This window comes from Gordonia sp. PvP123 (assembly GCF_040547295.1).
Classification (GTDB): Bacteria; Actinomycetota; Actinomycetes; order Mycobacteriales; family Mycobacteriaceae; genus Gordonia; species Gordonia terrae.
This window is the reverse complement of the sequence record NZ_JBEPPN010000004.1, coordinates 304,660-327,583: the sequence shown is the minus strand read 5'-3', so window position 1 is coordinate 327,583 and position 22,924 is coordinate 304,660. Positions and strand designations below refer to the sequence as shown.

At 69.2% G+C, this 22,924-nt stretch carries 17 protein-coding genes and 1 tRNA gene; 10 read left to right on the top strand and 8 right to left on the bottom strand.

Annotated features, from left to right (window positions below):
• Positions 1-4: 4 nt before the first annotated feature.
• From selB to ABIC25_RS09330, 4 genes are all read right to left on the bottom strand, one after another.
• Positions 5-1,798 (bottom strand): selenocysteine-specific translation elongation factor, encoded by a 1,794-nt coding sequence (gene selB / locus ABIC25_RS09345; RefSeq protein ID WP_354561108.1) that lies wholly within the window; start codon positions 1,796-1,798, stop codon positions 5-7.
• A 38-nt stretch (positions 1,799-1,836) separates the two neighbouring features.
• Positions 1,837-3,153 carry an L-seryl-tRNA(Sec) selenium transferase gene (gene selA, locus ABIC25_RS09340; protein ID WP_354561106.1) on the bottom strand — a complete coding sequence of 439 codons (1,317 nt, stop codon included), beginning with the start codon at positions 3,151-3,153 and terminating at the stop codon, positions 1,837-1,839.
• Positions 3,154-3,235: 82 nt separating this feature from the next.
• Positions 3,236-3,330 (bottom strand) — tRNA-Sec (locus ABIC25_RS09335).
• A 34-nt stretch (positions 3,331-3,364) separates the two neighbouring features.
• The gene (locus ABIC25_RS09330; protein ID WP_101819680.1) at positions 3,365-3,655 is read right to left on the bottom strand and encodes a hypothetical protein; all 291 of its coding nucleotides are present in this window, start codon (positions 3,653-3,655) and stop codon (positions 3,365-3,367) included.
• A gap of 71 nt (positions 3,656-3,726) precedes the next feature.
• On the opposite strand from ABIC25_RS09330, the gene selD reads away from it, so the two are divergent.
• Positions 3,727-4,716 carry a selenide, water dikinase SelD gene (gene selD, locus ABIC25_RS09325; protein WP_435529065.1) on the top strand — a complete coding sequence of 330 codons (990 nt, stop codon included), beginning with the start codon at positions 3,727-3,729 and terminating at the stop codon, positions 4,714-4,716.
• Positions 4,717-4,754: 38 nt separating this feature from the next.
• On the opposite strand, the gene nrfD is transcribed toward selD, so the two are convergent.
• From nrfD to ABIC25_RS09305, 4 genes are read right to left on the bottom strand one after another with little or no spacing between them, the layout of a single operon-like run.
• Complete coding sequence (gene nrfD, locus ABIC25_RS09320) at positions 4,755-5,867, bottom strand: NrfD/PsrC family molybdoenzyme membrane anchor subunit (RefSeq protein ID WP_354561103.1); 1,113 nt, start codon at positions 5,865-5,867, stop codon at positions 4,755-4,757.
• Positions 5,864-6,952: a 4Fe-4S dicluster domain-containing protein gene (locus ABIC25_RS09315; RefSeq protein WP_354561101.1), complete on the bottom strand. Its 1,089-nt coding sequence runs from the start codon at positions 6,950-6,952 to the stop codon at positions 5,864-5,866. The genes nrfD and ABIC25_RS09315 overlap by 4 nt, the downstream gene beginning before the upstream one ends.
• A complete protein-coding gene (gene fdh, locus ABIC25_RS09310; RefSeq protein WP_354561099.1) occupies positions 6,953-10,279 on the bottom strand; it encodes a formate dehydrogenase in 3,327 nt (1,108 codons plus the stop codon).
• 24 nt (positions 10,280-10,303) lie between these two features.
• Entirely contained in the window at positions 10,304-11,053 is a 750-nt protein-coding gene (locus tag ABIC25_RS09305) for an IclR family transcriptional regulator (protein ID WP_354561098.1), read from the bottom strand.
• Positions 11,054-11,217: 164 nt separating this feature from the next.
• Between ABIC25_RS09305 and ABIC25_RS09300 the strand changes: the two genes are divergently transcribed.
• From ABIC25_RS09300 to ABIC25_RS09260, 9 genes are all read left to right on the top strand, one after another.
• Entirely contained in the window at positions 11,218-14,952 is a 3,735-nt protein-coding gene (locus ABIC25_RS09300; RefSeq protein ID WP_354561096.1) for an ABC transporter ATP-binding protein, read from the top strand.
• A 107-nt stretch (positions 14,953-15,059) separates the two neighbouring features.
• Complete coding sequence (locus tag ABIC25_RS09295; protein ID WP_101819690.1) at positions 15,060-16,097, top strand: NrtA/SsuA/CpmA family ABC transporter substrate-binding protein; 1,038 nt, start codon at positions 15,060-15,062, stop codon at positions 16,095-16,097.
• Positions 16,094-16,963, top strand: a complete 870-nt coding sequence (locus ABIC25_RS09290) for an ABC transporter permease (RefSeq protein WP_354561094.1) — start codon at positions 16,094-16,096, stop codon at positions 16,961-16,963. The genes ABIC25_RS09295 and ABIC25_RS09290 overlap by 4 nt, the downstream gene beginning before the upstream one ends.
• Positions 16,960-17,757, top strand: coding sequence for an ABC transporter ATP-binding protein (locus ABIC25_RS09285; RefSeq protein ID WP_004021295.1), 798 nt, complete (start codon positions 16,960-16,962; stop codon positions 17,755-17,757). The genes ABIC25_RS09290 and ABIC25_RS09285 overlap by 4 nt, the downstream gene beginning before the upstream one ends.
• An 8-nt stretch (positions 17,758-17,765) precedes the next feature.
• Complete coding sequence (locus ABIC25_RS09280) at positions 17,766-18,866, top strand: ABC transporter substrate-binding protein (protein ID WP_354561092.1); 1,101 nt, start codon at positions 17,766-17,768, stop codon at positions 18,864-18,866.
• Entirely contained in the window at positions 18,866-19,957 is a 1,092-nt protein-coding gene (locus ABIC25_RS09275; RefSeq protein WP_354561091.1) for an LLM class flavin-dependent oxidoreductase, read from the top strand. The genes ABIC25_RS09280 and ABIC25_RS09275 overlap by 1 nt, the downstream gene beginning before the upstream one ends.
• A 43-nt stretch (positions 19,958-20,000) precedes the next feature.
• Complete coding sequence (locus ABIC25_RS09270) at positions 20,001-21,173, top strand: LLM class flavin-dependent oxidoreductase (RefSeq protein ID WP_354561089.1); 1,173 nt, start codon at positions 20,001-20,003, stop codon at positions 21,171-21,173.
• A 67-nt stretch (positions 21,174-21,240) separates the two neighbouring features.
• Positions 21,241-21,957, top strand: a complete 717-nt coding sequence (locus ABIC25_RS09265; RefSeq protein WP_354561087.1) for a class II aldolase/adducin family protein — start codon at positions 21,241-21,243, stop codon at positions 21,955-21,957.
• Between the two features lie 38 nt (positions 21,958-21,995).
• Positions 21,996-22,922 (top strand): ABC transporter substrate-binding protein, encoded by a 927-nt coding sequence (locus tag ABIC25_RS09260; RefSeq protein WP_354561086.1) that lies wholly within the window; start codon positions 21,996-21,998, stop codon positions 22,920-22,922.
• Positions 22,923-22,924: the final 2 nt, after the last annotated feature.

The window sequence follows — 22,924 nt, the reverse complement described above, 5'->3', positions numbered from 1 at the left end:
GAGTTCACCGCACGACCTCGCGGTGCCCGGCGTCGATGCGGCGGGTCCACCTGCGGGAGTCGAGATACTCGAGCAGCGGGATCACCACGCGCCGAGTGGTTCCCAGCGCCTGACGGGCGGCACTGGTGGTGAACGGCTGATCGAGCGAGGCGAGGATGCGCATCGCCATGGCAGGGGCGGTCGGCAACAGCACGACCCCGTCGCGTAACCGGAGCACTCGGCCCGTGTGCTCCGCTGCGGCCAGTTCCCTGGCGCCCAGTCCGAGTGTGCTGAGGTCGTCGGCCTCGGGAGCACGAAACGGTTGGTCGGTGAGACGTCGCTCCAAGGCGCGGACCGCGTCCTCGGCGTCGCCGAGGGAGGGGATGTGGCCGGGCGCCGACAGATGGCCATCGGATGACGTGAGACCCGCCTCGGCGACGACGGCGTCCAACAACGCCGAGTCCGGCAGACCCAACAGTGCGGGCGCTCCCGCCGCGGACATGCCCGCGGACAACGGGTCCCGCTCGTGCAGCTCGAGAACGGAGGTGTGTAGTCGTCCGGCCCAGGCCGCGAGTGACGCCTCGGCGACCCACCATCCGTCGATCACGCGGACGGACCGGGGTGCGGAGTCCGCGTCGCCGACGAGACCGAGTCGCGCGAGATCGGCGACGCGCACCGCGCCCCGTCGCATGACCTCCTCGGCAGCTCCCGCGCCGTCGGTCGTGGCCGCCAGGATTGCCGCTCGACGTGCGGCGTCACCCCGGCGAGTCAGTGGCGGCGGATCGGGGTGCAGGACGACGCCGCCGACGACGATCCGCTGCCCGGGATCACGCAGTACCACCCGGTCTCCGTTCGACAGCGGGAGAGCGTGGGCGAGCGTGAGTCGGCCATGATCGGGGTCGAGCGGTCGCACGCGCACCGGTACCGCGGCCGTGCCGATGTGGGCGATCAGGTGCTCGGGGGCCTCGTCGAACGGCGTGCCGCTCGCGCGTCGTAGGTCGATGAGGGCGGACGCGTGCCAGGCGCCCGGAGTCACGAGCGCGTCACCGCGCGCGACGTCGTCGACACCCGCACCGCGGAGGTTGACCGCGACCCGGCTGACCGGACCGGCGGTCGCGAGAGTCGTGCCCTCGCTCTGCAATCCGCGAACATCGACCCGGCGGCCGCCGTGGGGAGTATGTAGTTCCAGGGTGTCGCCGACCGAGATCGTTCCCGACGCCAAGGTGCCCGTGACGACCGTGCCGGCCCCGGTGCGGGTGAACACCCGGTCGACCCAGAACCGCACACGACCGGAGGACGGTGGCGAAGGTGACTGCGCGAGAACATCATCGAGGGTCGTGCGCAACTCGTCGATGCCGGAGTGGTCGATTGCGGACACCACCACCGCGGGGACATGGGCAAGACCGGTGTCGCCCAGCCGGTGTCGCGCTTCGTCGATCACCTCGCGGATGCGATCGGCCGATGCCCGGTCGGCGCGGGTGATGACGAGCAACCCGGATTGGATGCCGAGTGCGGCGATGGCGTCGCGGTGGTCGTCGGACTGGGCACGCCACCCCTCGTCGGCGGCCACGACGAACAGGACGACCGGCGCAGGCCCCAGGCCGGCCAACATGTTCGGGATGAACCGCTCGTGACCGGGGACGTCGACGAAAGCCACATCGGCACCGGAAGGCAGTGTCGTCCAGGCGAAGCCGAGGTCGATGGTCAGGCCGCGGCGTCGTTCCTCCTCCCACCGGTCCGGTTCGATGCCGGTCAGAGCCCGCACCAGTGTGGACTTGCCGTGGTCCACGTGTCCGGCGGTGGCGACCACGTATTTCATGAGCAGTACTTCATGCGCTGAACTTCATGATTCGGGGATCACAGTTCGTCCAGGGCCTGCACGATCGCGGCGAGGAGTCGCGGGTCGTCGGCCTCGGGGACGCACCGCACGTCGACGAGACATGCGTCGTCGTGGACGCGGGGCAGCACGGCGGGATCGCCGAGGCGGAGGCGTTCGGCCGCGGCGACCGGGAGTCGCACTGCCCACCCTGGTAGCGGCACACCGGGTGCGCCACCGCCACCTACCCGCCCGTCGTGTGCGACGACCGGGAAACCGAGTGCAGTAGCCAGGGATTCAGTGCGTACACGAAGGTTCTCGGAGTCGGCATGGAGGTACTCCCAGACCGGCGGCCGCGGCCCGCCGACGGTGGCCTCCATGGCGGCGAGTGCGAGCTTGTCCGCGCGAACCGCCCGCGCCAGAGGGTGTTTCGCCAACCGTTGCACGAGAGTTGGATCACCGAGGAGGAGTCCGGCCTGCGGACCGCCCAGGAGCTTGTCGCCGCTCGCGATCACCAGATCGGCACCGGATTCCAGTGTCGTCGTCGCGTCCGGCTCGTCGGGCAGCAGCGGGTCTGGTCGCAGGAGGCCGCTGCCGATGTCGGCGACGACGGGCACGTCGTGCGCCCGGCCGAGGTCGCGCAGCTCCGCCAGCGAGGTGTCGCTGGTGAAGCCCTCCACGCGGAAATTGCTGGGGTGGACCTTGAGGATGGCACCGACGTCGTCCGAGGCGAGGGCGTCGGCGTAATCGCGTGCATGGGTCCGGTTGGTCGTACCGACCTCGTGCAGCCGTGCGCCGGTCGACGCGATCAGCTCGGTGAGCCGGAAGCCGGCACCGATCTCGATCATCTCGCCACGGCTGATCACCACCGCCCGGCCGGCGGCCAGCGCGGTCGTCGCGAGCACCAGCGCAGCGGCACCGTTGTTGACCATCAACGCATCTCCGGCGGCGGGACACGCGCGCACGAGCGCCGCGCGGGTGGCCGCCCCGCGCTTCGACCGCGTCCCGGTCCGAAGATCGAGTTCCACATCCACATAGCCCGATGCTGCGACCACTGCTTCGAGCGCGGTGGGGGAGAGTGGCGCCCGACCCAGATTGGTGTGCACGACGACGCCGGTGGCGTTCAGCACCGGGCTTGCCGAGGACGCGCGGTGACCGGAGAGTGCGTCGACGACCGCCTGCTCGACCTCGTCGGGCGGCAGTTCACCGCGCCGCGCGGCGTCCTGGGCGGCACGGATGGTGTCGCGAACCGTCCCGTCGCCCAGCCGCTTTCGCGCGTCGATCGCGGCGGGCAGCGACAGCAGGGCATCGGTGCGAGGAATGCGGCGACGCGGGTCGGTGACGGGGGGCTTCGACACGGCTCCTCGCTTCGCTCGTCACCGGCTCAGCCGGCGGTGGGTGGCTCTCGCCCTACTTGTCACCGGCTCAGCCGGCGGTGGGTGGCGGAGGCGGACGGGAATCGAACCCGCCAGACCGAGATACTCGACCTCACCGGTTTTGAAGACCGGGGAGCCCACCAGGACCCATACGCCTCCCTGCGCCGTCCAACGTATCCGACGGCGAGAACCGTCAGTCCTGCTGGTGCGGCCAGTTCCCCTGGGTGATCAGCTCCTCGAAGTGGCGGATCAGCTTCGGATTGAGATCATCCTCGACCGCTCGTCGAAAATCGCCGTCCCACTTCGCAAACCAGTCGTCGTCCCGCTTCATCAGGAAGATGGGCCAGCCGTGGGTGATGTCGAGTTCGTCGCCATACAGGTCGGTGGAACCGTCCTCCCGCATGTACCAGTAGTCGTGACCCGACTCCCAGAACGCCTGTAACTCGTCTGCGGTGACGTAGTACTCGCCGTCTGCCTGCCTCATGTGCCCGATGGTAGCGATCCGCGGTCGGGGGCACGTCTGATTGCGTGAGGGCTACGCTCGGCACGGTGACTGTGCGTGATGATGCTCCCGTCCGACTCACCGGCTACGCCCACGGTGGCGGGTGCGCGTGCAAGATCCCGCCGGGCGAGCTCGAGCAGGCGGTCGCCGGGCTGACCGGCCAGGTCGGCGACGACATCATCGTCGGGCTCGACGCCGGGGACGACGCCGCGGCCGTGCGCGTCCGTGACGACCTCGCGGTGCTCTCGACCGCTGACTTCTTCACGCCCGTCGTCGACGATCCCTACGACTGGGGCCGCATCGCCGCCGCGAACGCGCTGTCCGACATCTACGCGATGGGCGGTACCCCCGTCGTCGCGATCAACCTGGTCGGCTGGCCGCGAGGTGTCCTGCCGATGGAGTTGATGACCGAGGTGCTGCGCGGGGGTCTCGACGTCGGGGCGTCGGCGGGCTGCCCGGTCATCGGCGGGCACACCATCGACGACCCGGAACCCAAGTACGGCATGGCGGTGACGGGTGTCGCCCACCCCGACCGGTTGCTGCGCAACGACGCCGCCGAGGCGGGCCTGCCGATCACCCTCACGAAACCGATCGGGGTCGGGTTGCTGAACAACCGGCACAAGCAGACCGGCGAGGTGTTCGACGAGGCGATCGCCCTGATGACGACGCTCAATCGCGACGCTTCGACGGCCGCGGTCGCAGCCGGTGCCCGCGCGGCGACCGACGTCACCGGATTCGGCCTGCTCGGTCACCTGCACAAGTTGTGCCGAGCCTCCGGCGTCGGCGCGGTGCTCGACCGCAGCGCGGTACCCGCGGTGGGCGGCGCGGCCGAGGCCCTGCGCGACGGGTTCGTGTCCGGCGGAACCCGCCGCAACCTCGACTGGGTGCGGCCGCACCTGACCCTCGGTGCCGGGATCACCGACGACGCCCTGCTGTTCCTGGCCGACGCCCAGACATCGGGCGGGCTCCTCGTGGTCGGTGAGGTGCCGGGCTATCCGGTGATCGGAGAGACGGTGGCCGGCTCCGGGATCACGGTGTGCTGACGCTCCTGGCACTCACGGAGCAGAAGCGCTACCCACACTCAGGGCGCGGGCGGTCCGGTGGTGATCGAGTCGTCGGTGATCCCGGCGCCCCGACGGGCCGCGAGGCGCCGTTTCTGCGGTTCGATGGTGTAGCGCGGGTTCTTCGCGGATTCGATCCCGGCATCGAAGACGCCGAAACGTGTGCACGCCGATGCGGCGAGCAACGCCAGTCCCGACGCGACGGCCAGCGGCCGGGACCGGCTGCTGAGGAGGGCGCCGACGCCGCCGACCACGGCCAGCCGCTCACTCCACCGCAGCAGCTTTCCGGCGGTGCCGTCGTGCATCGGTTCGGTCGTCACCGGGTCCATCCGGCGTTCCATGAGTCGCATCGCGGTGAGGTCGCCGATCACGCCGATGGCGGCCAGGGTGCGTGCCGGGGCCGCCTGGCGCGTGGGCGTGGTGACCAGTGCCAGCCCGCTCGACGCCAGGCTCGCCGAACTGACGAACACGAACGGCAGGTCGCGGTGCATGGCGTTCCAGGTCGGCACGGCGGTGTCGGAGAGCAGCACCGCGGTGTAGACCGCGAGCGGCGGTCCCGCGAGACCCGCCGCCAGTCCGGCCGGGGCCTCGACGGCGCGAAGCACCGGACGTAGCGGCCCCAACGGGAGACGTGCCCCGGACATCCGGTCGATCTCGCCGACCGCGGCCACGCCGAGCGCGCCGCTGAACGCCGACAGGATCCACGAGCCGACGCTCATCGGCGAGGTCACCTTGAACGTCCGCAGCATGTTGTAGAAGCGGTCGGGGCGGCCGAGATCGGCGACGAGTGCGATCGCGCCCAGACCCACCGCGCCCAGTCCGCCGAGACGGGCGTTGCGGCGCAACACATCGCGTCCCGTGAGCTGTGCGCCGGCGGCGAGCACACCGGAGCCGCCTGCGACACCGCCCAGGAATAGGTAGGCGGCGACCTTCTCGTCCCAGGGCGGCGGTTTGACCACCGGATGGCCGTAGTACGAGGTGAATTCGGCGTCGGGCACCATCGACATCTCACGGTTGCCGTCGCCCTGCCCGAAGTTCTTGCGTGGCTTGCGTTGACCGCCACGACCGAACCCCCGCCCGCGCCGCCGGGGCGGCTCCGGCGGGCGGAACGAATCGAACTCCGACGAGGTCATCGGCCACCGCGCAGGAACGAGAGTGCAGCTGCGGCGAGCATCCCGGCCGCGGCGATGCCGGCGCGTTTGTACATGGCCGGCAGGTCGGCGGTGCACACCCGCGGGTCTGGCGGCAGCCCGTAGACCTCCGGTTCGTCGAGCAGCAAGAACACCGAACCCGTGCCTCCCACACCGTCATTCGGGTTGGCACCGTACAGCCGCGCCTCGGTCATGCCTTGATCGTGCAGCGCCCGCACCCGGGCGTGGGCGTCGTCGACGAGGTCGTCGTGGTCGCCGTACTTGATCGACGTGGTCGGGCAGGTCTTGGCACACGCGGGCGTCTCGTCGTCGACCAGACGGTCGTAACAGAGCGTGCACTTCTGTGCGACACCGCGTTTGGGCACCTCGGGCTGTTCACCCTTGCGCTCGCCGGAACGCGTCGTCGGCGCCGCGGTGCCGTCGGCGCGACGTTCGACGACGCCGAACGGACATCCCGCGACGCACGTCCCGCAGCCGTTGCAGACGTCGTCCTGGATCACCACGGTGCCGAACTCGGTGCGGAACAGCGCGCCGGTCGGGCAGACGTCGAGGCACCCCGCATGGGTGCAGTGCTTACAGACATCCGACGACATCAGCCAGCGGAACTCGGGGGTGTCCGGGACTTCGACTCGGCTCGTCGACCTCGACGCGCTCCTTCGTCGCTTGCTCGGCCCGGCGGCTTCGCTCCTCGCCGGCTCAGCCGGCGGGAGGGTGGTACCGCCCGGCTGATCGGCACCACCGGACCCCTCGGGTTCGGGCATGGCGGGCATCCCGAGACCGACCAGCATGCGGCCGGATTCGCGGGCCTCGGCGATGCGGTCGGAGTTCTGTTCGATGAAGGCGACGTGCCGCCAGGTGCTCGCACCGAGTGCGACGGTGTTGTCGTACGACATCCCGGTCAGCGCCAGGTCGCCGTCGCGCGGGTTGGAGTTCCATTCCTTGCAGGCCACCTCGCAGGCCTTGCAGCCGATGCAGATCGACGTGTCGGTGAAGAACCCCTTCCGGGATTCGTGCGTGGCCCAGTGTGCGTCGGCACTGGGGTCGGAGGGTCCGGACAGTTGCCCCATCTACTCGTCCACCTTCCCGGTGATGTGCTGATTGTCTGTCTCGACCGTGACCCCGGCTCGCTCCTGGTAGGTGCGCACCAGGTCGAGCAGTGCCCGACCCTGCGGTCGGCGTCCGGCGACGACGTCGCACGAACCGACCTTGGATTCCTGGATCTGGACGTTCGGATCCAGTGTGACCCCGATGAGGTCGTTCGCCGCGTCACCGCTGACCACCGCGTCGGAACCGACGCCCCAGTGGTAGGGGAGACCGACCTGATGTACCTGCCGGCCGTTGATGGTCAGCGGCATCATGCGGTCGGTCACCAGCACGCGTGCCTCGATCGCGCCGCGCGGCGAGACGATCGTCGCCCAGCCCTCGTTGGTCAGGCCGCGCTCCGCGGCCAGCTCGGGGGAGATCTCGCAGAACATCTCCGGCTGCAGCTCCGAGAGGTACGGCGACCACCGGCTCATGCCGCCCGCGGTGTGATGCTCGGTGAGGCGGTACGTGGTGAACACGAACGGATACACCTCGGAGCCCGGGACATCGCCGCTCGGCGCGTCGAGGTTGTCCGCGCGGGGGAACAGGACTCGGGCGGGCGACTGCTGTTGCGGATACAGCGTGTTGACCACGGGCGATTCCTGCGGCTCGTAGTGCGTCGGCAGCGGGCCGTCGACCAGACCCCGCGGGGCGTAGAGCCAGCCCTTGCCGTCGGCCTGCATGACGAACGGATCGTCGCCGCACAGGGCTTCGACGCCGCCGACCGAGGGGTCGGGTCGCGCGTCGGGTGCGAGGTCGACGGGGAAGTCGGGTACGTCGGGACCGACCCATCGACCCGCGTCGGCGTCCCATTCCATATACCGCTTGCGTTCGCTCCACGGCCGACCGTCGGGGTCGGCAGATGCGCGGTTGTAGAGGATTCGACGATCCGCAGGCCACACCCAGCCCCACTCGTGTTGGGTGACACCGCCACCGCCCTGCGGGACCCGGCGGGCGGCGGAGTTCGACGGCCCGTCGGTGTCGGCGCCCGGGTACACGCCGGTGTAGATCCAGCAGCCGCCCGCGGTCGAGCCGTCGCGTCGCATCTGGGTGTAGGACGTGAGGTTTTTGCCTGCGTCGGGACCGGTCACGTGGTAGCCGTTGATCTCCGACAGCACCGCCTCGGGATCGGGGTTGCCGTGCTGGTCCAGGGGATAGTCCCAGGTGATGTCGAGCAGCGGACGGTCGCGCTCGTCGGTCGACCCGGCGAGACGTTCGCGGATGCGTCGCCCGAGCTCGTAGAAGAAGTCCATCTCGCTCTGGCACTGGCCCGGTGGCTCGACGGCCTGGTGACGCCACTGGACCATGCGCTGGGTCTGGGTGAACGAGCCGGCCTTCTCGACGTGTGTGGCCGCCGGCAGAAAGAACACCTCGGTGGCGATGTCCTCGGTACGCAGCTCGCCGGACTCGATCTCCGGTCCGTCCTTCCACCAGGTGGCCGTCTCGATCATGTTGAGATCGCGGACGACGAGCCACTTGAGGTGCGACATCGCCATCCGCGCCTGGCGGCCGTTGGCCGAACCCACTGCGGGGTTCTGACCGAGGACGAAGTAGCCGTCGACCTTGTCGGCGAGCATGTCGACGGTCGTCTGGAAGGTGCCCGCCGGGCCGGTGAGTCGCGGCAGATGGTCGTAACACCAGTCGTTCTCGGCGGTCGCGGCGTCGCCGAACCACGCCTTGAGGAGACTCACGGTGTAGTCCTCGGCGTTGGCCCAGAAACCCTTCTCGGCCTCAGAGGTGATGGCGTCGATGTACTCGCCGAAGCTGTCGTGCTTGCCCGCCGAGGGCATCGGAAGGTAACCGGGCAACAGGTTGAACAGGGTGGGGATGTCCGTGGACCCCTGAATGCTCGCGTGGCCGCGGAGCGCCATGATCCCGCCGCCCGGGCGACCGATGTTGCCGAGCAGGAGCTGCAGAACCGATGCGGCACGGATGAACTGGGCACCGAAGGTGTGCTGGGTCCATCCGGTCGCATACCCGAAGCAGGTGGTGCGCTCGCGTCCGGAGTTGTCGGTGATGGCCCGGGCGAGATAGTCGAAGTCGCGTACCGAGATCCCGCACATGTCGCGCACCATCTCGGGGGTGTAGCGCGAATAGTGGCGCTTGACGATCTGGAACACGCTGCGCGGATGTTCGAGCGAGTCGTCGCGCACCGTCGCACCGTGCTCGAGCGGCGGCCCGCCGGATCCGTGTTCGTGGCCGACGGCGCGGTCCTTGACGGGAGGTCCGTCGTCGGGGTGTCCGGGCGACTCGACCTTGCCGTCCTCGCCGCCGCCACTGTCGTCGGACTGGGCGGCCGGTTCCTCGTATGCCCAACTGGAGGCGTCGTATTCGCCGGTCTCGGCGTCGAACCCGGAGAAGAGGCCGTCGAGGTCCTCGGTGTCGCGGAAGTCCTCCGAGACCAGGGTCGCCGCATTGGTGTAGGCGACGACGTACTCGCGGAAGTACTTCTCGTGCGTGATGGCGTAGTTGATCAGCGCGCCGAGCAGGACGACGTCAGAACCGGCCCGGATCGAGATGTGCTTGTCCGCCACCGCGGAGGTGCGGGTGAAGCGCGGGTCGACATGGATGACCCTTGCGCCCTTGGCTTTCGCCTCCGACACCCACTGGAAACCCACCGGGTGCGCCTCGGCCATGTTGCCGCCCATGAGGACGATGCAATCGGCGTTGGCCATGTCCTGCAGTGATTGCGTTGCGCCGCCGCGTCCGAACGAGGCCCCCAGACCGGGAACCGTGGCGGAGTGTCATATACGTGCCTGGTTCTCGATCTGGATCGCACCCGCGGCGGTGAACAGCTTCTTGATCAGGTAGTTCTCTTCGTTGTCGAGGGTGGCGCCACCGAGCGAGGCGATACCCATCGTGCGCCGGAGCAACCGACCCTCGTCGTCGTGGTCCTGCCATCCGCGGCGCCTGGCCTCGAGGAAGCGGTCGGCGATCATGTCGATCGCGGCGTCGCGGTCGAGGTCTTGCCACTCCGTCGCATACGGGGCGCGATAGCGGATCGCGGTCTGCCGCATCGGGTTGTTGACCAGCTGCTCGCTCGACGCCCCCTTGGGACAGAGGCGGCCGCGCGAGATCGGTGAGTCGGGATCGCCCTCGATCTGGACGACCTTCTCGTCCTTCACGTACACCTTCTGTCCGCAACCGACCGCGCAGAACGGGCACACGCTCTGGACCACGCGGTCCGCGGTGGCGGTGCGCGGTTCGATGCCGCGTGTCTTCGCCGACGTGACCGCCGGCCCGCGTCCGAAGACGTCGCCCGACCGCAGCTGGCGGAACACCGGCCATTCGAGGGGGCTGAAGGCTGGCACGCGTTCGAGTCTAGACCTCTTCGCTCACTGCGCCAGGGCGACGCCGATGTCGCGAGCGGTGGACCGGCCCAGGTCGACGAGGAACGGGATGCGTTCGGGACTCATGAGTTCGGTTGCCCCACGGATGCCCAATGCGAAGCGCACCTCCTGGTCGTCGGAAGCCGGGAAGATCGGGAGCCCGATGGTGCGGTGGCCCGGGCTCAGCTCCTCGTCGTTGAAGCCATAACCCCGCTCGCGGGTGAGGGCCAGTTCTTTCGCGAGCTCGTCGGCGTTTCGGACGGCACGGTCGGTGCCGTCTCCGTAAGGGAGGCGTTCGAGCTCGTCCTGACCGACATTCGAGAAGGCGAGCAGCGCCTTGCCGAGTGCGGAGGCGTGCAGCGGGAGCAGGACGCCCTGGAGGGCATGCCCCTCCGCTTCGCGCCAGCGGCTGGTACCCAGCAGCACCACCTCGTTGCCGTATCGCATCGCGACCGAGGCTGATGCGCCGGTGGTGGCCGCGAGCCGTTCCAGGTGCGGTTCGGTGAGGTAGATCCGGTGCTGGCGGTAGGCGATCTGGCCGTACTGCGCCAACGCGCCGCCGAGGCGGTATCTGCTGCCCTCCGCGGTCTTCTCGAGAAACCCGGCGTCGACCAACGCGGTCAGCAGCCGGTGCGTCGTGCTGAGGGCGAGGCCCTGTGCGCGTGCCACATCCGTGACGCCGAGCTCGTCCCCGCCGCGAAAACAGCCGAGAACGGCGAGCGCCCTCGACACGGTCTGCACACCAGAACCCGCCATCGCCTCCGTGCCTCCCGATTAGAAATCGGCCTGATTCAGTGCCTGGCCACTTTCCACTATTCGGAAGATACTCCTCGCGGAGTGAGCCGTCGAGATCAGGATCAGCGCGGTTCGAGCTCGGCAGTTCGGCAATCAGGGCAATCGCGAGATCGACGAGGAGACGTGTGACCGACGAGAGTGGAGCGGGCTGGTTGCGACGGCTCTGGCAGTGGGTCCGCCCGTACCGCGGGCGGGTGTCGGTGGCGCTCGTGCTCGCGGTGGTGGGGCAGGGATTGCTGGCGCTGGTGCCGCTGGTCCAACAGATCATCGTCGACGACGTCCTGCTCGACCCGACGCAGTCCCTTGCGTTCTGGATCGCGATCCTGTGTTCCATCGGCGTGCTGAGCTTCGTCTCCCACGCGCTGCGCCGCTACATCGGCAGCCGGTGCGCCGTCGACGTGCAGCACGATCTGCGGGTTGCGGTCCACCGTCACCTGCACGCGCTCGATGCGCGACGCCGCGCGGAACTCGCTGCGGGCGACGTCATCTCGCGGGGCACGTCGGATCTCAACCTGATCCAGATGTTCCTCTCGCAGGTGCCGCTGTTCGTCGCCAACCTGACGTTGCTCGCGGTCGGGCTGATCGTGATGTTCACGCTGTCCCCGCCGCTGTTCGTGGTCGTGGCGACCAGCGTCCCGGTCCTGTTCTGGGTCACCCGCCGGCTCCGCCGCGAACTGTATCCCGCGTCGTTCGGCGATCAGGTGTTGCTGGGCCAGGTGGCCGCGGCGGTCGACGAGGAGATCGCCGGGGTCGAACTGATCCGGGCGTTCGGTCAGGAGTCGACGCGGATGGATCGGTTCCGCGCCCGCGCGACCCGCCTGTTCTCCTCGCGGCTGCGCAGTGCGCGGATCTCGGCGCGCTGGAGCGCGGCGATGGTCGCGATCCCCGTCTTCACCCAGCTCGGCGTCCTGGTGGTCGGCGGTTGGCTGGCCATGAACGAGCACGTCTCGGTGGGTGTCTTCCTCGCATTCGCCTCGTACGTACTGCAATTCGCGCCTCCGGCGCGGCTGCTCGCGGCGATGGTGACGACGATGCAGCTGGCTCGGTCGGGGGCGCGCCGGGTGTTCGCGCTGTTGGACACCGTGCCGGCCGTGGACCCCACCGGTCCGGATCTCCCGTCGCCGGGCGGGACGATCGAGGTGACCGATGTCGACCTGGCGCTCGGCGGCCACCCCGTCCTGCGTGGTGTGACCACCTCGATCGCCCCGGGCAGCCGGGTCGCGATCATCGGTCCGGCCGGCGCGGGCAAGACGACCTTCGGCGCACTCATCGCCCGCCAGTTCGATCCCGATCGGGGAACGGTGCGGATCGGCGGCACCGACCTGCGCGCCGTGTCGCCACGGTCGGTGCGGTCGGCGGTGATGATGGTGTTCGACGAGAGCCTGCTGTTCTCCGGCACCCTCCGCGACAACATCGCGATGGGGTCCCCGGCCGACGACGCGGGAATCGCCGCTGCTGCCCGCGCCGCCGCGGCCGATGAGTTCATCGAGCGGCTGCCCGCGGGTTACGACACCGTGGTCGGACCGGGCGGGATCTCGTTGTCGGGCGGTCAACGCCAGAGGATTGCGCTCGCCCGCGCCTTCTTCGCCGACCCGGCGGTCCTGATCCTCGACGACACGACGTCGGCGCTCGACCCGACGACCGAGCGGACGGTGTTGGCGGGCCTGGAAGGGCTGATGGTCGGCCGGACCACGATCCTGATCGCGCGCCGGCCGGCGACGACCGAACTCGCCGACCAGGTCATCGTCCTCGAGGCAGGTCGCATCACGCACGACGGTCCGCCGTCGGAGGTGCTCGCCGACCCGCGCGTCGCGGAGCTCCTGGCCGGCGGCGCGGTCCGGGGCGCGACCAGGCCTCACGAAGGACAGGCGATCCCGAGTGCGGAGAGCTGGCCGGAAGTCGACGAGGCCGGTGCCGACCCGGTGGTCCGGGCCCGGTTGGGTCTCGACGCCGACGAGAGCGGCAAGCAGGTCCAGCAGGTGGACTCGCACCTGCGCGAGGCGCTCCTGGCGCTCCCGCCGCTGACCGAGGAGCCCGCACCCGGCGACGACCGTCCGCCGCCGACGTCGGCGCGCACCAGGGTCTTCGGTCTGACCGGTTCCCTGCGGCCGTTCTGGTGGGCCGTCGCGCTGTGCGTCCTCCTGGTCATCGTCGACGCGGCGACGACGCTGGCCGTCCCCGCCCTCTTCCGCCACGCCATCGACAAGGGTGTCTCGGTGGACGCGACGACCGTGTTCTGGGTGACCAGCGCGATCGTCCTGATGATCGCGCTGGTGTCCTGGCTGAACTCGTGGGTGCTGGCGCTGCGGGCGGCGCGGGTCTTCGAGCGGGTGCTCTTCGCGCTGCGGCTCCGGCTGTTCGGGCACCTGCAGCTATTGCGCATCGACTATTTCGACGGGCGGCAGTCGGGCCGCATCGTCACCCGGCTCACCAGTGATGTGGACGCGGTCGGGCAGCTGATGACGCAGGGCATGGTCAACGCGATCGTCAACGTGTGCACGTGTGCCGGCATCCTGGCGGTGCTGGCCCTGCTCGACATCCGGCTTGCGGCCGCGATGCTCGTCACCATCCCGTTGCTCGCGGTGGGGTCGTGGGTCTTCGTCCGAGGCTCGAATCGGGCCTACCTGCAGGCACGTTCACGCATCGCGACCGTCACCGCGCTGCTCTCCGAACACCTCGGGCGGGTGCGGGTCACCCAGGCGCACAACGCCGAGGAGTGGGCGACGGGGGCCTTCGACGGGCACTCGCGACGTTACCGCGACGCGCGCCGCCGTTCGATGCTCTACATCTCGGTGTTCTTCCCCTTCCTGAACCTGCTCGCGGTGGTGGCCAAGGCGCTCATCCTGATCGTCGGCGCGCATCTCATGGACGCGGGCACGCTCACCACCGGTGTGCTGGTCGCCGCGCTCCTCTACGTCGATCTGTTCTTCACCCCGCTCCAACAGTTGTCGATCGTGCTCGACCTCTGGATTCAGGCTCGGGTCGGCACCCAGCGGATGCGCGGCTTCCTCGACACCCCTGTCGACACATCCGCCGACGCGGACGTGCGGCCGGAGGCGACCGGAACAGCCGGACCAAGCGGCGCGGCAGTCGAATTCGACGGGGTGGTGTTCGGTTACTCGTCGACGACGCGGACGCGGGGTCGTCCTGCGCTCGACGGGCTGGACCTGGCCATCCCCGACGGCGAGACCGCGGCCGTGGTCGGCACGACCGGCGCGGGCAAGAGCACCGTGATGAAACTGCTGTTGCGGTTCTACTCGCCCGACCGCGGCGTCGTCCGAGTCGGCGGCGTCGACCTGCGTGATCCCGGCTCACCGCGCACCCGGCCGGGAATCGCCTATGTGCCCCAGGATCCCTACCTCTTCGCCGGGACGGTCGCGTCCAACATCGCGTTCGGGCGTCCCGACGCCGGGCAGGCCGAGATCGAGCGCGCGGCGAGGTCGGTCGGCGCGCACGAGAGCATCGCGGCCCTTCCGCTCGGCTACCAGACGCCGGTCGGGCCGGGCCGGGCCACACTGTCTGCGGGACAGCAGCAACTGATCTGTCTCGCGCGCGCCGAACTCGTCGAGCCGGACCTGCTGATCCTCGACGAGGCGACCTCCGACATCGATCCGGGTACCGAAGCCCAGGTGCTCGCCGCGCTGCAAGCCGTCGCGCGCAGCCGCACAACGGTTCTGGTGGCGCACCGACTCACCACCGCCGCGTGGGCGGACCGGGTCGTCGTGATGCGCGACGGCCGGGCCGTCCAGGTCGGGCGCCATGCCGATCTGGTGTCGAGGCCGGGTCCGTACCGCGATCTGTGGGAGAGCTACGCGCCGGCTGACCCAGCCTTCGGCGAAGTTGTCAAGCTTTCCAACTGATGGAAACGCAGAGGTGTGCGCGGCGTCCCCGTCCACATAACGTCTGCGGTAGCCCAGTCCTCGTGTTCGCCTGAACACGGTCTCCACCTGTCGAACAGGAGCCCTTCATGCCCGGAACCCCACGATTTCGCCTCGCCGCCGCCGCGGTCGCAGCGGCAGCGTTGTTCACCGTCGCCACCGGGTGTGCGTCGGGCGACTCGGACGGCGACGCCGCCGGCGGTGGCGACCAGTACGTGCTCAAGGTGACCGATCCGGGCAACGCCGGGCCACTGGCCGTCGGCAAACGTGACGGGACCTTCGACGAGGCGCTGGCCCCGCTCGGAGCCAAGATCGAATGGGTCAATTCGACACCGGGCTTCTCGTCCAACCTCAAGCTGTTCAACACCGGCCAGCTCGACGTGTCCGGCGGTGCCTACAGCCCGGTCGTCGGCGCCCTGTCGAAGAACGTCGGCGTCAAGATCATCGCGGTGGCCGACCCGGCCGGCAAGGACCAGAACGGCATCCTCGTCACCAAGGACTCCGGGGTCACCGATGTCGCCGGCCTCGTCGGCAAGCGGATCGCGGTCAACCCGGCGGGCAAGGGTGAGTACATCACGCTGAAGGCGTTGCAGCAGGCGGGTATTCCGTTCGACAAGGTCGAGCGGGTGCCCCTGCAGCAGGCCGAGGCAGGGTCGGCGTTCTCCACCGGTCAGGTCGACGCGTGGGCGTCCTTCAACCAGCCCTACCAGGAGGCGAAGGCCGCCGGCGGGGTCGAGATCGCCACCGAGGAGAGCATCGGTTCGGTCGACAACACCATCGTCGCCTTCCGGACCGAGGTGCTCGAAGAGCGGCCAGACGTCGCCGACGTGTACCTGAAGACGTTGCAGCAGTTGACCGATCAGCAGCGGGAGAATCCCGACGACTACGAGAACGTCTTCGAGAAGGCGGGTCCTCGGGCGCTCAGCGGAGACCGGCTCACCCGCGCCCTCGCCCTCGGCGCCGACGCGTCGACCCCGCGTTACCCCACGGCGGAAGACGGTGAGGACCTCGAATCGGTGTCGGCACTGTTCGTCGAAGCCGGCGTGATCCAGAAGCCGGTCACCGCCGAGGACATCTTCTTCGATCTGCCCGCACAGTTGCAGAAGTACGAGAGCGGACAGAAGTGACCTCGGCAACGGTCGCGAAGTCCACCGCGGGAGACGCTGCATCGCAGCGGGTGTCACGGATAGGTCTGGAGACCCCCCGGACTCGGAAGCAACGCAGCCGGCCCGTCTGGCTCTCGCTGCCGCTGCGGTTCCTGGTGCCCGGGGTCATCGTGGCCGTCTGGTGGATCGGCACCGCCACCGGCACGATCTCACCGTCGGTGCTGGCCTCACCCGGGGCGGTGTTCGACGCGTTCGTCGAGCTCTACCGCACCGGTCAGCTCGTCGACTTCGCGCTGGCGTCGCTGGAGCGCGCTGCGCTCGGTGTCGGTCTGGGCGTCGGCGTCGGGTTGATCCTCGGGGTGCTCGCCGGCCTGTACACCCTCGGTGAGGAACTCATCGACTCGACGATGCAGATCAACCGGGCCATCCCGTTCCTCGCGCTGGTACCCCTGTTCATCGCCTGGTTCGGCATCGACAACACCTTCAAGGTGCTGCTGATCGCCATCGCCACGGTGTCGCCGATGTACGCCTACAGCTACCTCGGGGTCCGCAACGTCGACCGCAAGATGATCGAGGCGGCACAGGGTTTCGGGCTCACCGGGGGCCGTCTGATCCTCGGCGTGATCATCCCGGCGGCGCTGCCGGGAATCCTGATGGCACTCCGGATCTGCCTGTCGATCTCGATCACCGGACTCATCGCCGCCGAGCAGGTCGGCACCCGAGAGGGCATCGGTTATCTGGTGAGTCTGGCGCAGGAGTACAACCGCACCGACTACATGATCCTGTGCGTGGTGCTGTACGCCATCCTCGGCCTGATCTTCGACCTGATCGTCCGCATCCTCGAGAAGTACTCGATGCCGTGGCGGGCGGGGGTGACCGTCCGATGAGCCCGGAGGCTCCGCTGCCCCCACTCCTCGAACGGCAGCCGACGCAGGTCACCGCGCGCGAACGTCGTGCGGGCCAACCGGTTGCGGTCTCGCTGACCGGAGTGACCAAGACCTTCGGACCGAAGACCGTGCTGCACTCGGTCGACCTGACCATCAGGCGCGGCGAGTTCGTGGTGCTGCTCGGTCCATCGGGAACCGGGAAGACGACGCTGCTGCGGTTGCTGACCGGCCTCGAAGAGCCCGACTCCGGCGAGATCCTCGTCCCCGCAGCACGCACGACGGTCTACCAGGAGCCGAGGCTGGTGCCCTCGAAGCGGGCGCTGGCCAACGTGACCATCGGTCAGCGTGGTGGCAAGAGCACCAAGGACCGCGGTCGCGCCGCGCTGGCGGAGGTCAACCTCGCGGACAAGGCCGACGCCTGGCCGGCGACTCTGTCCGGCGGTGAGGCGCAGCGTGTCGCGCTGGCCCGGGCTCTCGTCCGCGAACCGGAACTGCTGCTGCTCGACGAACCGTTCGCGGCACTCGACGCCCTCACCCGGCTCCAGATGCAGGACCTGGTCGGCGACCTGGTGGCCCGACACCAGCCCGCGGTGCTTCTCGTGACCCACGATGTCGACGAGGCGGTCCGGCTGGCCGACCGCGTGATCATCCTGTCGCACGGCACCTTCGGCGTCGACGAGGACATCGACCTGCCCCGCCCACGTGACCGCTCCGACCCCGAATCGCTCCGCTACCGCGCCGAGTTCCTCCGCGAACTCGGCGTCGGCCGCATACATCCCGACACCGAGAGTTGAGGAACATCATGACCATCGACAGCGTGACTCCCATCGACACCGCGACCACCCAGGCGGGCTCTACCGATGCCGACACCGTCTGGTACACCCGGTGCCCGGTCCCCACCGCCAGTGGTCTGGCCAACAGCCTGGGTTGGCTCGGCGAGCCGGCATCGGCTGCGGGCCTGCGATTCTCGATCCTCCAGGACGCGGGCGCCGAACTCGCGCCCCGCCACTTCGATCATCAGCTGTCGGGCCTGATCCGCGAAGGCGGCAACGTGCCGGCGATCGTCGCCCGCGCCTCGGGTTCGCCGACACGTCTGATCGGACTGACCTGGATCGACGAGTCGCAGTCGATTCTGGTGGGACCCGACTCCGACATCGACGATGCCGCCGGGCTCCGCGGTAGACGAGTCGGTGTTCCCGCGTGGGCGGTCGACCAGGCACGCAGCTTTCCGCGCGCGATGTCGTTGCACGGCTTCGCCTCCGCGCTGGCACTCGCCGGACTCTCGTTCGGCGACGTGATCGTCGTCGAGACGGCCGGCAACTGGGAACCACGCGTACGCACCGAGGAAGCGGCTCGGTTGCGATCGGTGCCGTCCGGTTTCCCGGAACTGCTCAACGGTGACGTCGACGCCATCTACGTGAAGGGTGCCCGGGCCGCCGAGGCCGCCGCCGAGCACGGTCTGCGGGTCATCGTCGACCTCGATTCGACCGAGTCGAGGCGGTCGCGGGTCAACAACGGTACGCCGCGGCCGATCACCGTCCACGAGTCGCTGCTGCAGGATCATCCCGAGGTCGTCGTCGGTTTCCTCGCCGCCAGCCTCCGTGCGGCCGACTGGGCGGCCGGAAACCTCGGAACGGTCCGTGAAGTGCTTGCGCAGGAGACGTTCTCGGGGCCAGAAGGCGTCGCGGCGGCGTATGGCGACGGCTTCCACACCTCGTTACACCCATCGCTCTCCGAGGAGCGGCTGGATCTGCTGGGAGTCCAGAAGCGCTTCCTCTACACCTATGGTTTCCTGCCCGCCGACTTCGACATCGAGAGCTGGGTCGACTTCGAGCCGCTGCGGCGTGCGCGCGCCGAGATCGGTGGGGCCACACCCATCTCAGAGCTCTCCGGAGAAGCGTGATGGTCGCGTTCGAATGGGAGGTGCCGACTCGCGGCGACAGCAGGCACGTCGGCTCCGTCGGGAGGCACCGCGGTGGCTGGGCGCCCACGCCCGGATCCGCGGTGGCCACCGACCTGCGAACGGGTGGCCGGTGGGATCCGTTCGATCCGACCGAGCAGGTGATCACCGCGATCGACACCGCAGGCTACGACTCGGTGATCGCCCCGTACGACCCCGCCGGAGAGGAATCGTGGATCCTGGCGGGTATCGCGTTGCGACGCACGCGACATGCGCGCGTCGCCGTCGAGTTCCATCCCGGTTTCGGGACACCCGTCTACGCGGCGAAGGTGTCGGCGACCCTGCAGCGTAACTCCGACGACCGGCTTCAGTGGCAGGTGCGCGTGGTGACCGGCGCCGCGGACAACCGGGCTCGCGGAGATCGACTGACGGAAGCCGCGCGCTACCGCCGGGCGGACGAATTCCTGACCGTGGCGAAAGGGGTGTGGGACGGGGCCGGAGCCCGCCAGGGTGGTTTCGACGGTGGCGAGTTCAACCACGCGGGCGAGTTCTACGAGGTCATCGACGGCGGGCTCGACCGGTCGGTGCACGGCCATCGATTCCCGACCGTCCGCCTGACCGGGGAGAGCGACGACGCGCTCGCGCTGTCGGCCAGGCACGGCGACATCCATCTGTTCGAGTTGTCCTCGACCCTCGCGGCACCCGCGATCGGACCGCTCTCCGAACGGGCGGCCGCACTCGGACGGACCGTCGAGGCGGGCCTCTACCTACCGGTGATCGCTCGCGCGACGAAAGACGAGGCGGTGCAACGCCTGCGCCGTCAATGGCGTGACGCCTACGGCGCGGACGCCGACATCCGCGCGGAGGATCTCTGGGTCGACGACCTCACGTTCGCCGGATTCGACCGGATCGGCCACCGGCACCCGATCGGTCTGGTCGGCTCGTACGACGATGTCGCGCAACGGATCGTCGGACTGTCCGAGCAGGGTTTCCAGCGTTTCGTCCTGTCCGGCATACCGAACATCGAGGAACTCAATCGCAACACCGAGCACCTCCTCTTCCGGGCGGACGAACGAAACCGCGTCTTGTCCTGACCGTTCCCTGACCGACCCGTTTCCCATCGACGAGCGGAGACCCATGACCATCGACTTCTACTGGCGGATAGGCATGGGTGGCGACCATGCCACCCTGCGCACGCCGCGCCGGCTCAACCGGGGCGACTGGCGCGGCGTCCAGCCGGGCAACCTGACGCCGGCGATCCGTGCGGGAGAACGTGACTCGTACAGCTACATCGACCACATGGCGGCCGTGGCCAAGGCCTCGGAGAGCGCCGGCTTCGTCGGCGGGTTGCTCCCGTCGTTCCCCGGGACCGACGATCCGTGGGCGGCTGCTGCGGCGCTGGCCCGAGAGACCAGCACATACCGGTTCATGGTCGCGTTCCAGCCGGGGTTCCTGCATCCGCTGCAGGCCGCCCGGATGTCGGCCAGCCTGCAGCGCGCGACCGGAGGACGCCTCGTCTACAACATCATCAGCGGGGGCGGCGGCCCGGCGCAGCTGTGGTGGGGTGACAAGGTCGCCCACGACGACCGCTATCGCCGGACCAGCGAGTTCCTCGACGTCCTCAAGGGCGTATGGGGGAGTGAGCCGTTCGACTACGACGGCGACTTCTACTCCACCGAGGGTGCGGTGCTGCCACCACAACTCGCCGAGACACCGTTTCCGGAGATCTACTTCTCCGGGTCGTCCGGCGCCGCGGTCAACGCCGCGGGCAGCCACGCCGATTACTACCTGTCCTGGCTCGAACCCTTCGCGGATCTGCGTGCCAAGTTCGACGGGGTGCGCGAGCACGCGGCGCGGCTGGGACGGCGTCCGCGGTTCGCCGTCCGCATCGACGTGCTCGCCCGGCACACCGCCGAGGCGGCGTGGGCGGAGATCGCCGAGGGCTGGCAGCACGTCGACCGCGCGGCGGCGAACCGCCAGGCGCAGGGCGACTCCGTCGGCGCGGGCCGGATCAAGGGCTGGGTGCCCGAGAACATCACCCACTATTCCGATCTCGAGGTCCAGCCCAACGTGTGGTGCGGATTCAGCCTGATGCGCGGCGGCCCGGCGTTCGGGTTGGTCGGCAGCTATGAGCAGGTTGCCGAGCGGCTCGACGAGCTGATCGATCTCGGTGTCGACGCCTTCATCCTGGCGGGCAACCCCCATCTCGAGGAGGCCTATCGCGTGGGCGAGGAGGTCCTCCCGCTCCTGGGACGATCGCGGCTCGGCCGCGCCGAGAACACCGCCGGTTCCGCCCTGGGCGTGGCCTGAGCAGCAGCGCTTTCTCTAACACACGCCATCGCCGAAGACAGACAACCCATGTGACGCAAGGAGAGACATGACCACCGTAGAAACCGGCCTCGACCGCGAGGTCGCCGAATTCGTCGCCGAGGCGACCGAGCACGCACAGAAGGCGTTCGACGTCTTCCGGACCACCGGGACGGTGTCGGCGAACGGCACCGCCAACTTCGTCGAACGCGTACCCGGCCGTGAGATCGCCGTCGCACTGAACGACCCGGGTCCCTGGGCCGACGACCTGACCGTGCACCCCGTGGTCGCGACCTTCGACGGGGAGATCCTGTCCGGTTCGGGCGCAGCGGGTTTCGTGACATCGTACGCGCCGGTGTTCCGGGCCCACGAGGACATCACGACCGTCGTGCACATCCACACGCCCTGGCTGGGTGCCTGGGCGCAGACCCACCGGACCCTCCCGATCCGGTACGCGGCCTCCCAGCGGTTGACGCTGTCCCGGGAGATCAAGCCGCATATCAACCGCCACCAGCCGGCGTCGGAGTTCATCCTCGAGCGTCTCCACGAGGATCCGCACCTCGCCGCGATCTTCGAGGCCAATGGCGGGTCCAACGTGATCGGCCGTCGGGGACTGCTCGACACCGCGAAGTTCATCGTCCTGCTGGAGGAGGGCGCCCAGTTCCAGGCGATCGCCGAAGGACTCGGCGGGTCGGCGGAGTTCCACCCCACCAACCTCGAGGTCCAGTGGAAGCGCAGCGGTCTGCTGTCCGAGGCACGCGAGCGCGGCCTCATCCCCGAACTCTGAACCGCCCCCGAACCACCTGACACCACTGAGGAGAGACAATGACCGTTCGAGTCGGCTATTTCCCGCACAACAATTCCCTGTTCGTGCTCCGCCACCGGGGCATCCTGGAGCAGCGCATCGACGTCGAGTGGGTCGATCTGCGCAGCCTGCCTGCCACATCGGAGCCGGACCCGACCACCGGCTTGCCCACGCTGCACTCGGATTGGCTGTTCACCGAGTGCGGATACGACTTCATCGGCACGGGCTTCACGCCGCCGATCACCGGTCTGGCGCAGGAGCGCGACCTGGTCTACGTCGGGGTGTCCGGACCGCGCACCGAGAACGGGCGTCTCGTCGTGAAGGCCGACTCGGACATCGACTCGGTGACCGCACTGAAGGGCAAGCGGGTGGGCATCGCCCACGGTTCGTGGCAGACGACACTGCTGCTGTTCGCGCTCGACTCGGTCGGATTGACCTGGCGCGACATCATTCCCGTCAACACCTCGGTCACCGATGGCGCCGACCTGTTCCGCAATGGCACGATCGACGCCTGGGTCGGCGCCTACCCCGGCCTGGCCGCCGTCGAACGTGATCTCGAACTCCGGACTCTGATCGACACCGAAGGCCTGTTCAGTCACCCGTCGCTGTGGTTCACCCGACGCGACTTCGCCGAACAGCATCCCGCGGAGCTGGCCGCCATCGTCGACGCGCTCCGTGAGTCGGATCAGTGGATCGTCGATCATCCCCGAGAGGCGGCCGAGTACTTCGTGCAGGACGTCGTCGATCGGGGTGGCCACGCGAGTCTCGACGCCTGGGAAGCCGCCATCCGCAACCGGCCGTTCGGAATCGGGCCCGTCACGGAGGACTTCCTCGACGAGCAGCAGCGTGCCGCCGACCTCCTCCACGCGAACGGTCTGCTCCCGCGGGCCGTCCGGGTGCGCGAGGCTGTTCTCCCCTCGGCCGAGGCTGTCGTCACCGCGTCGTGACG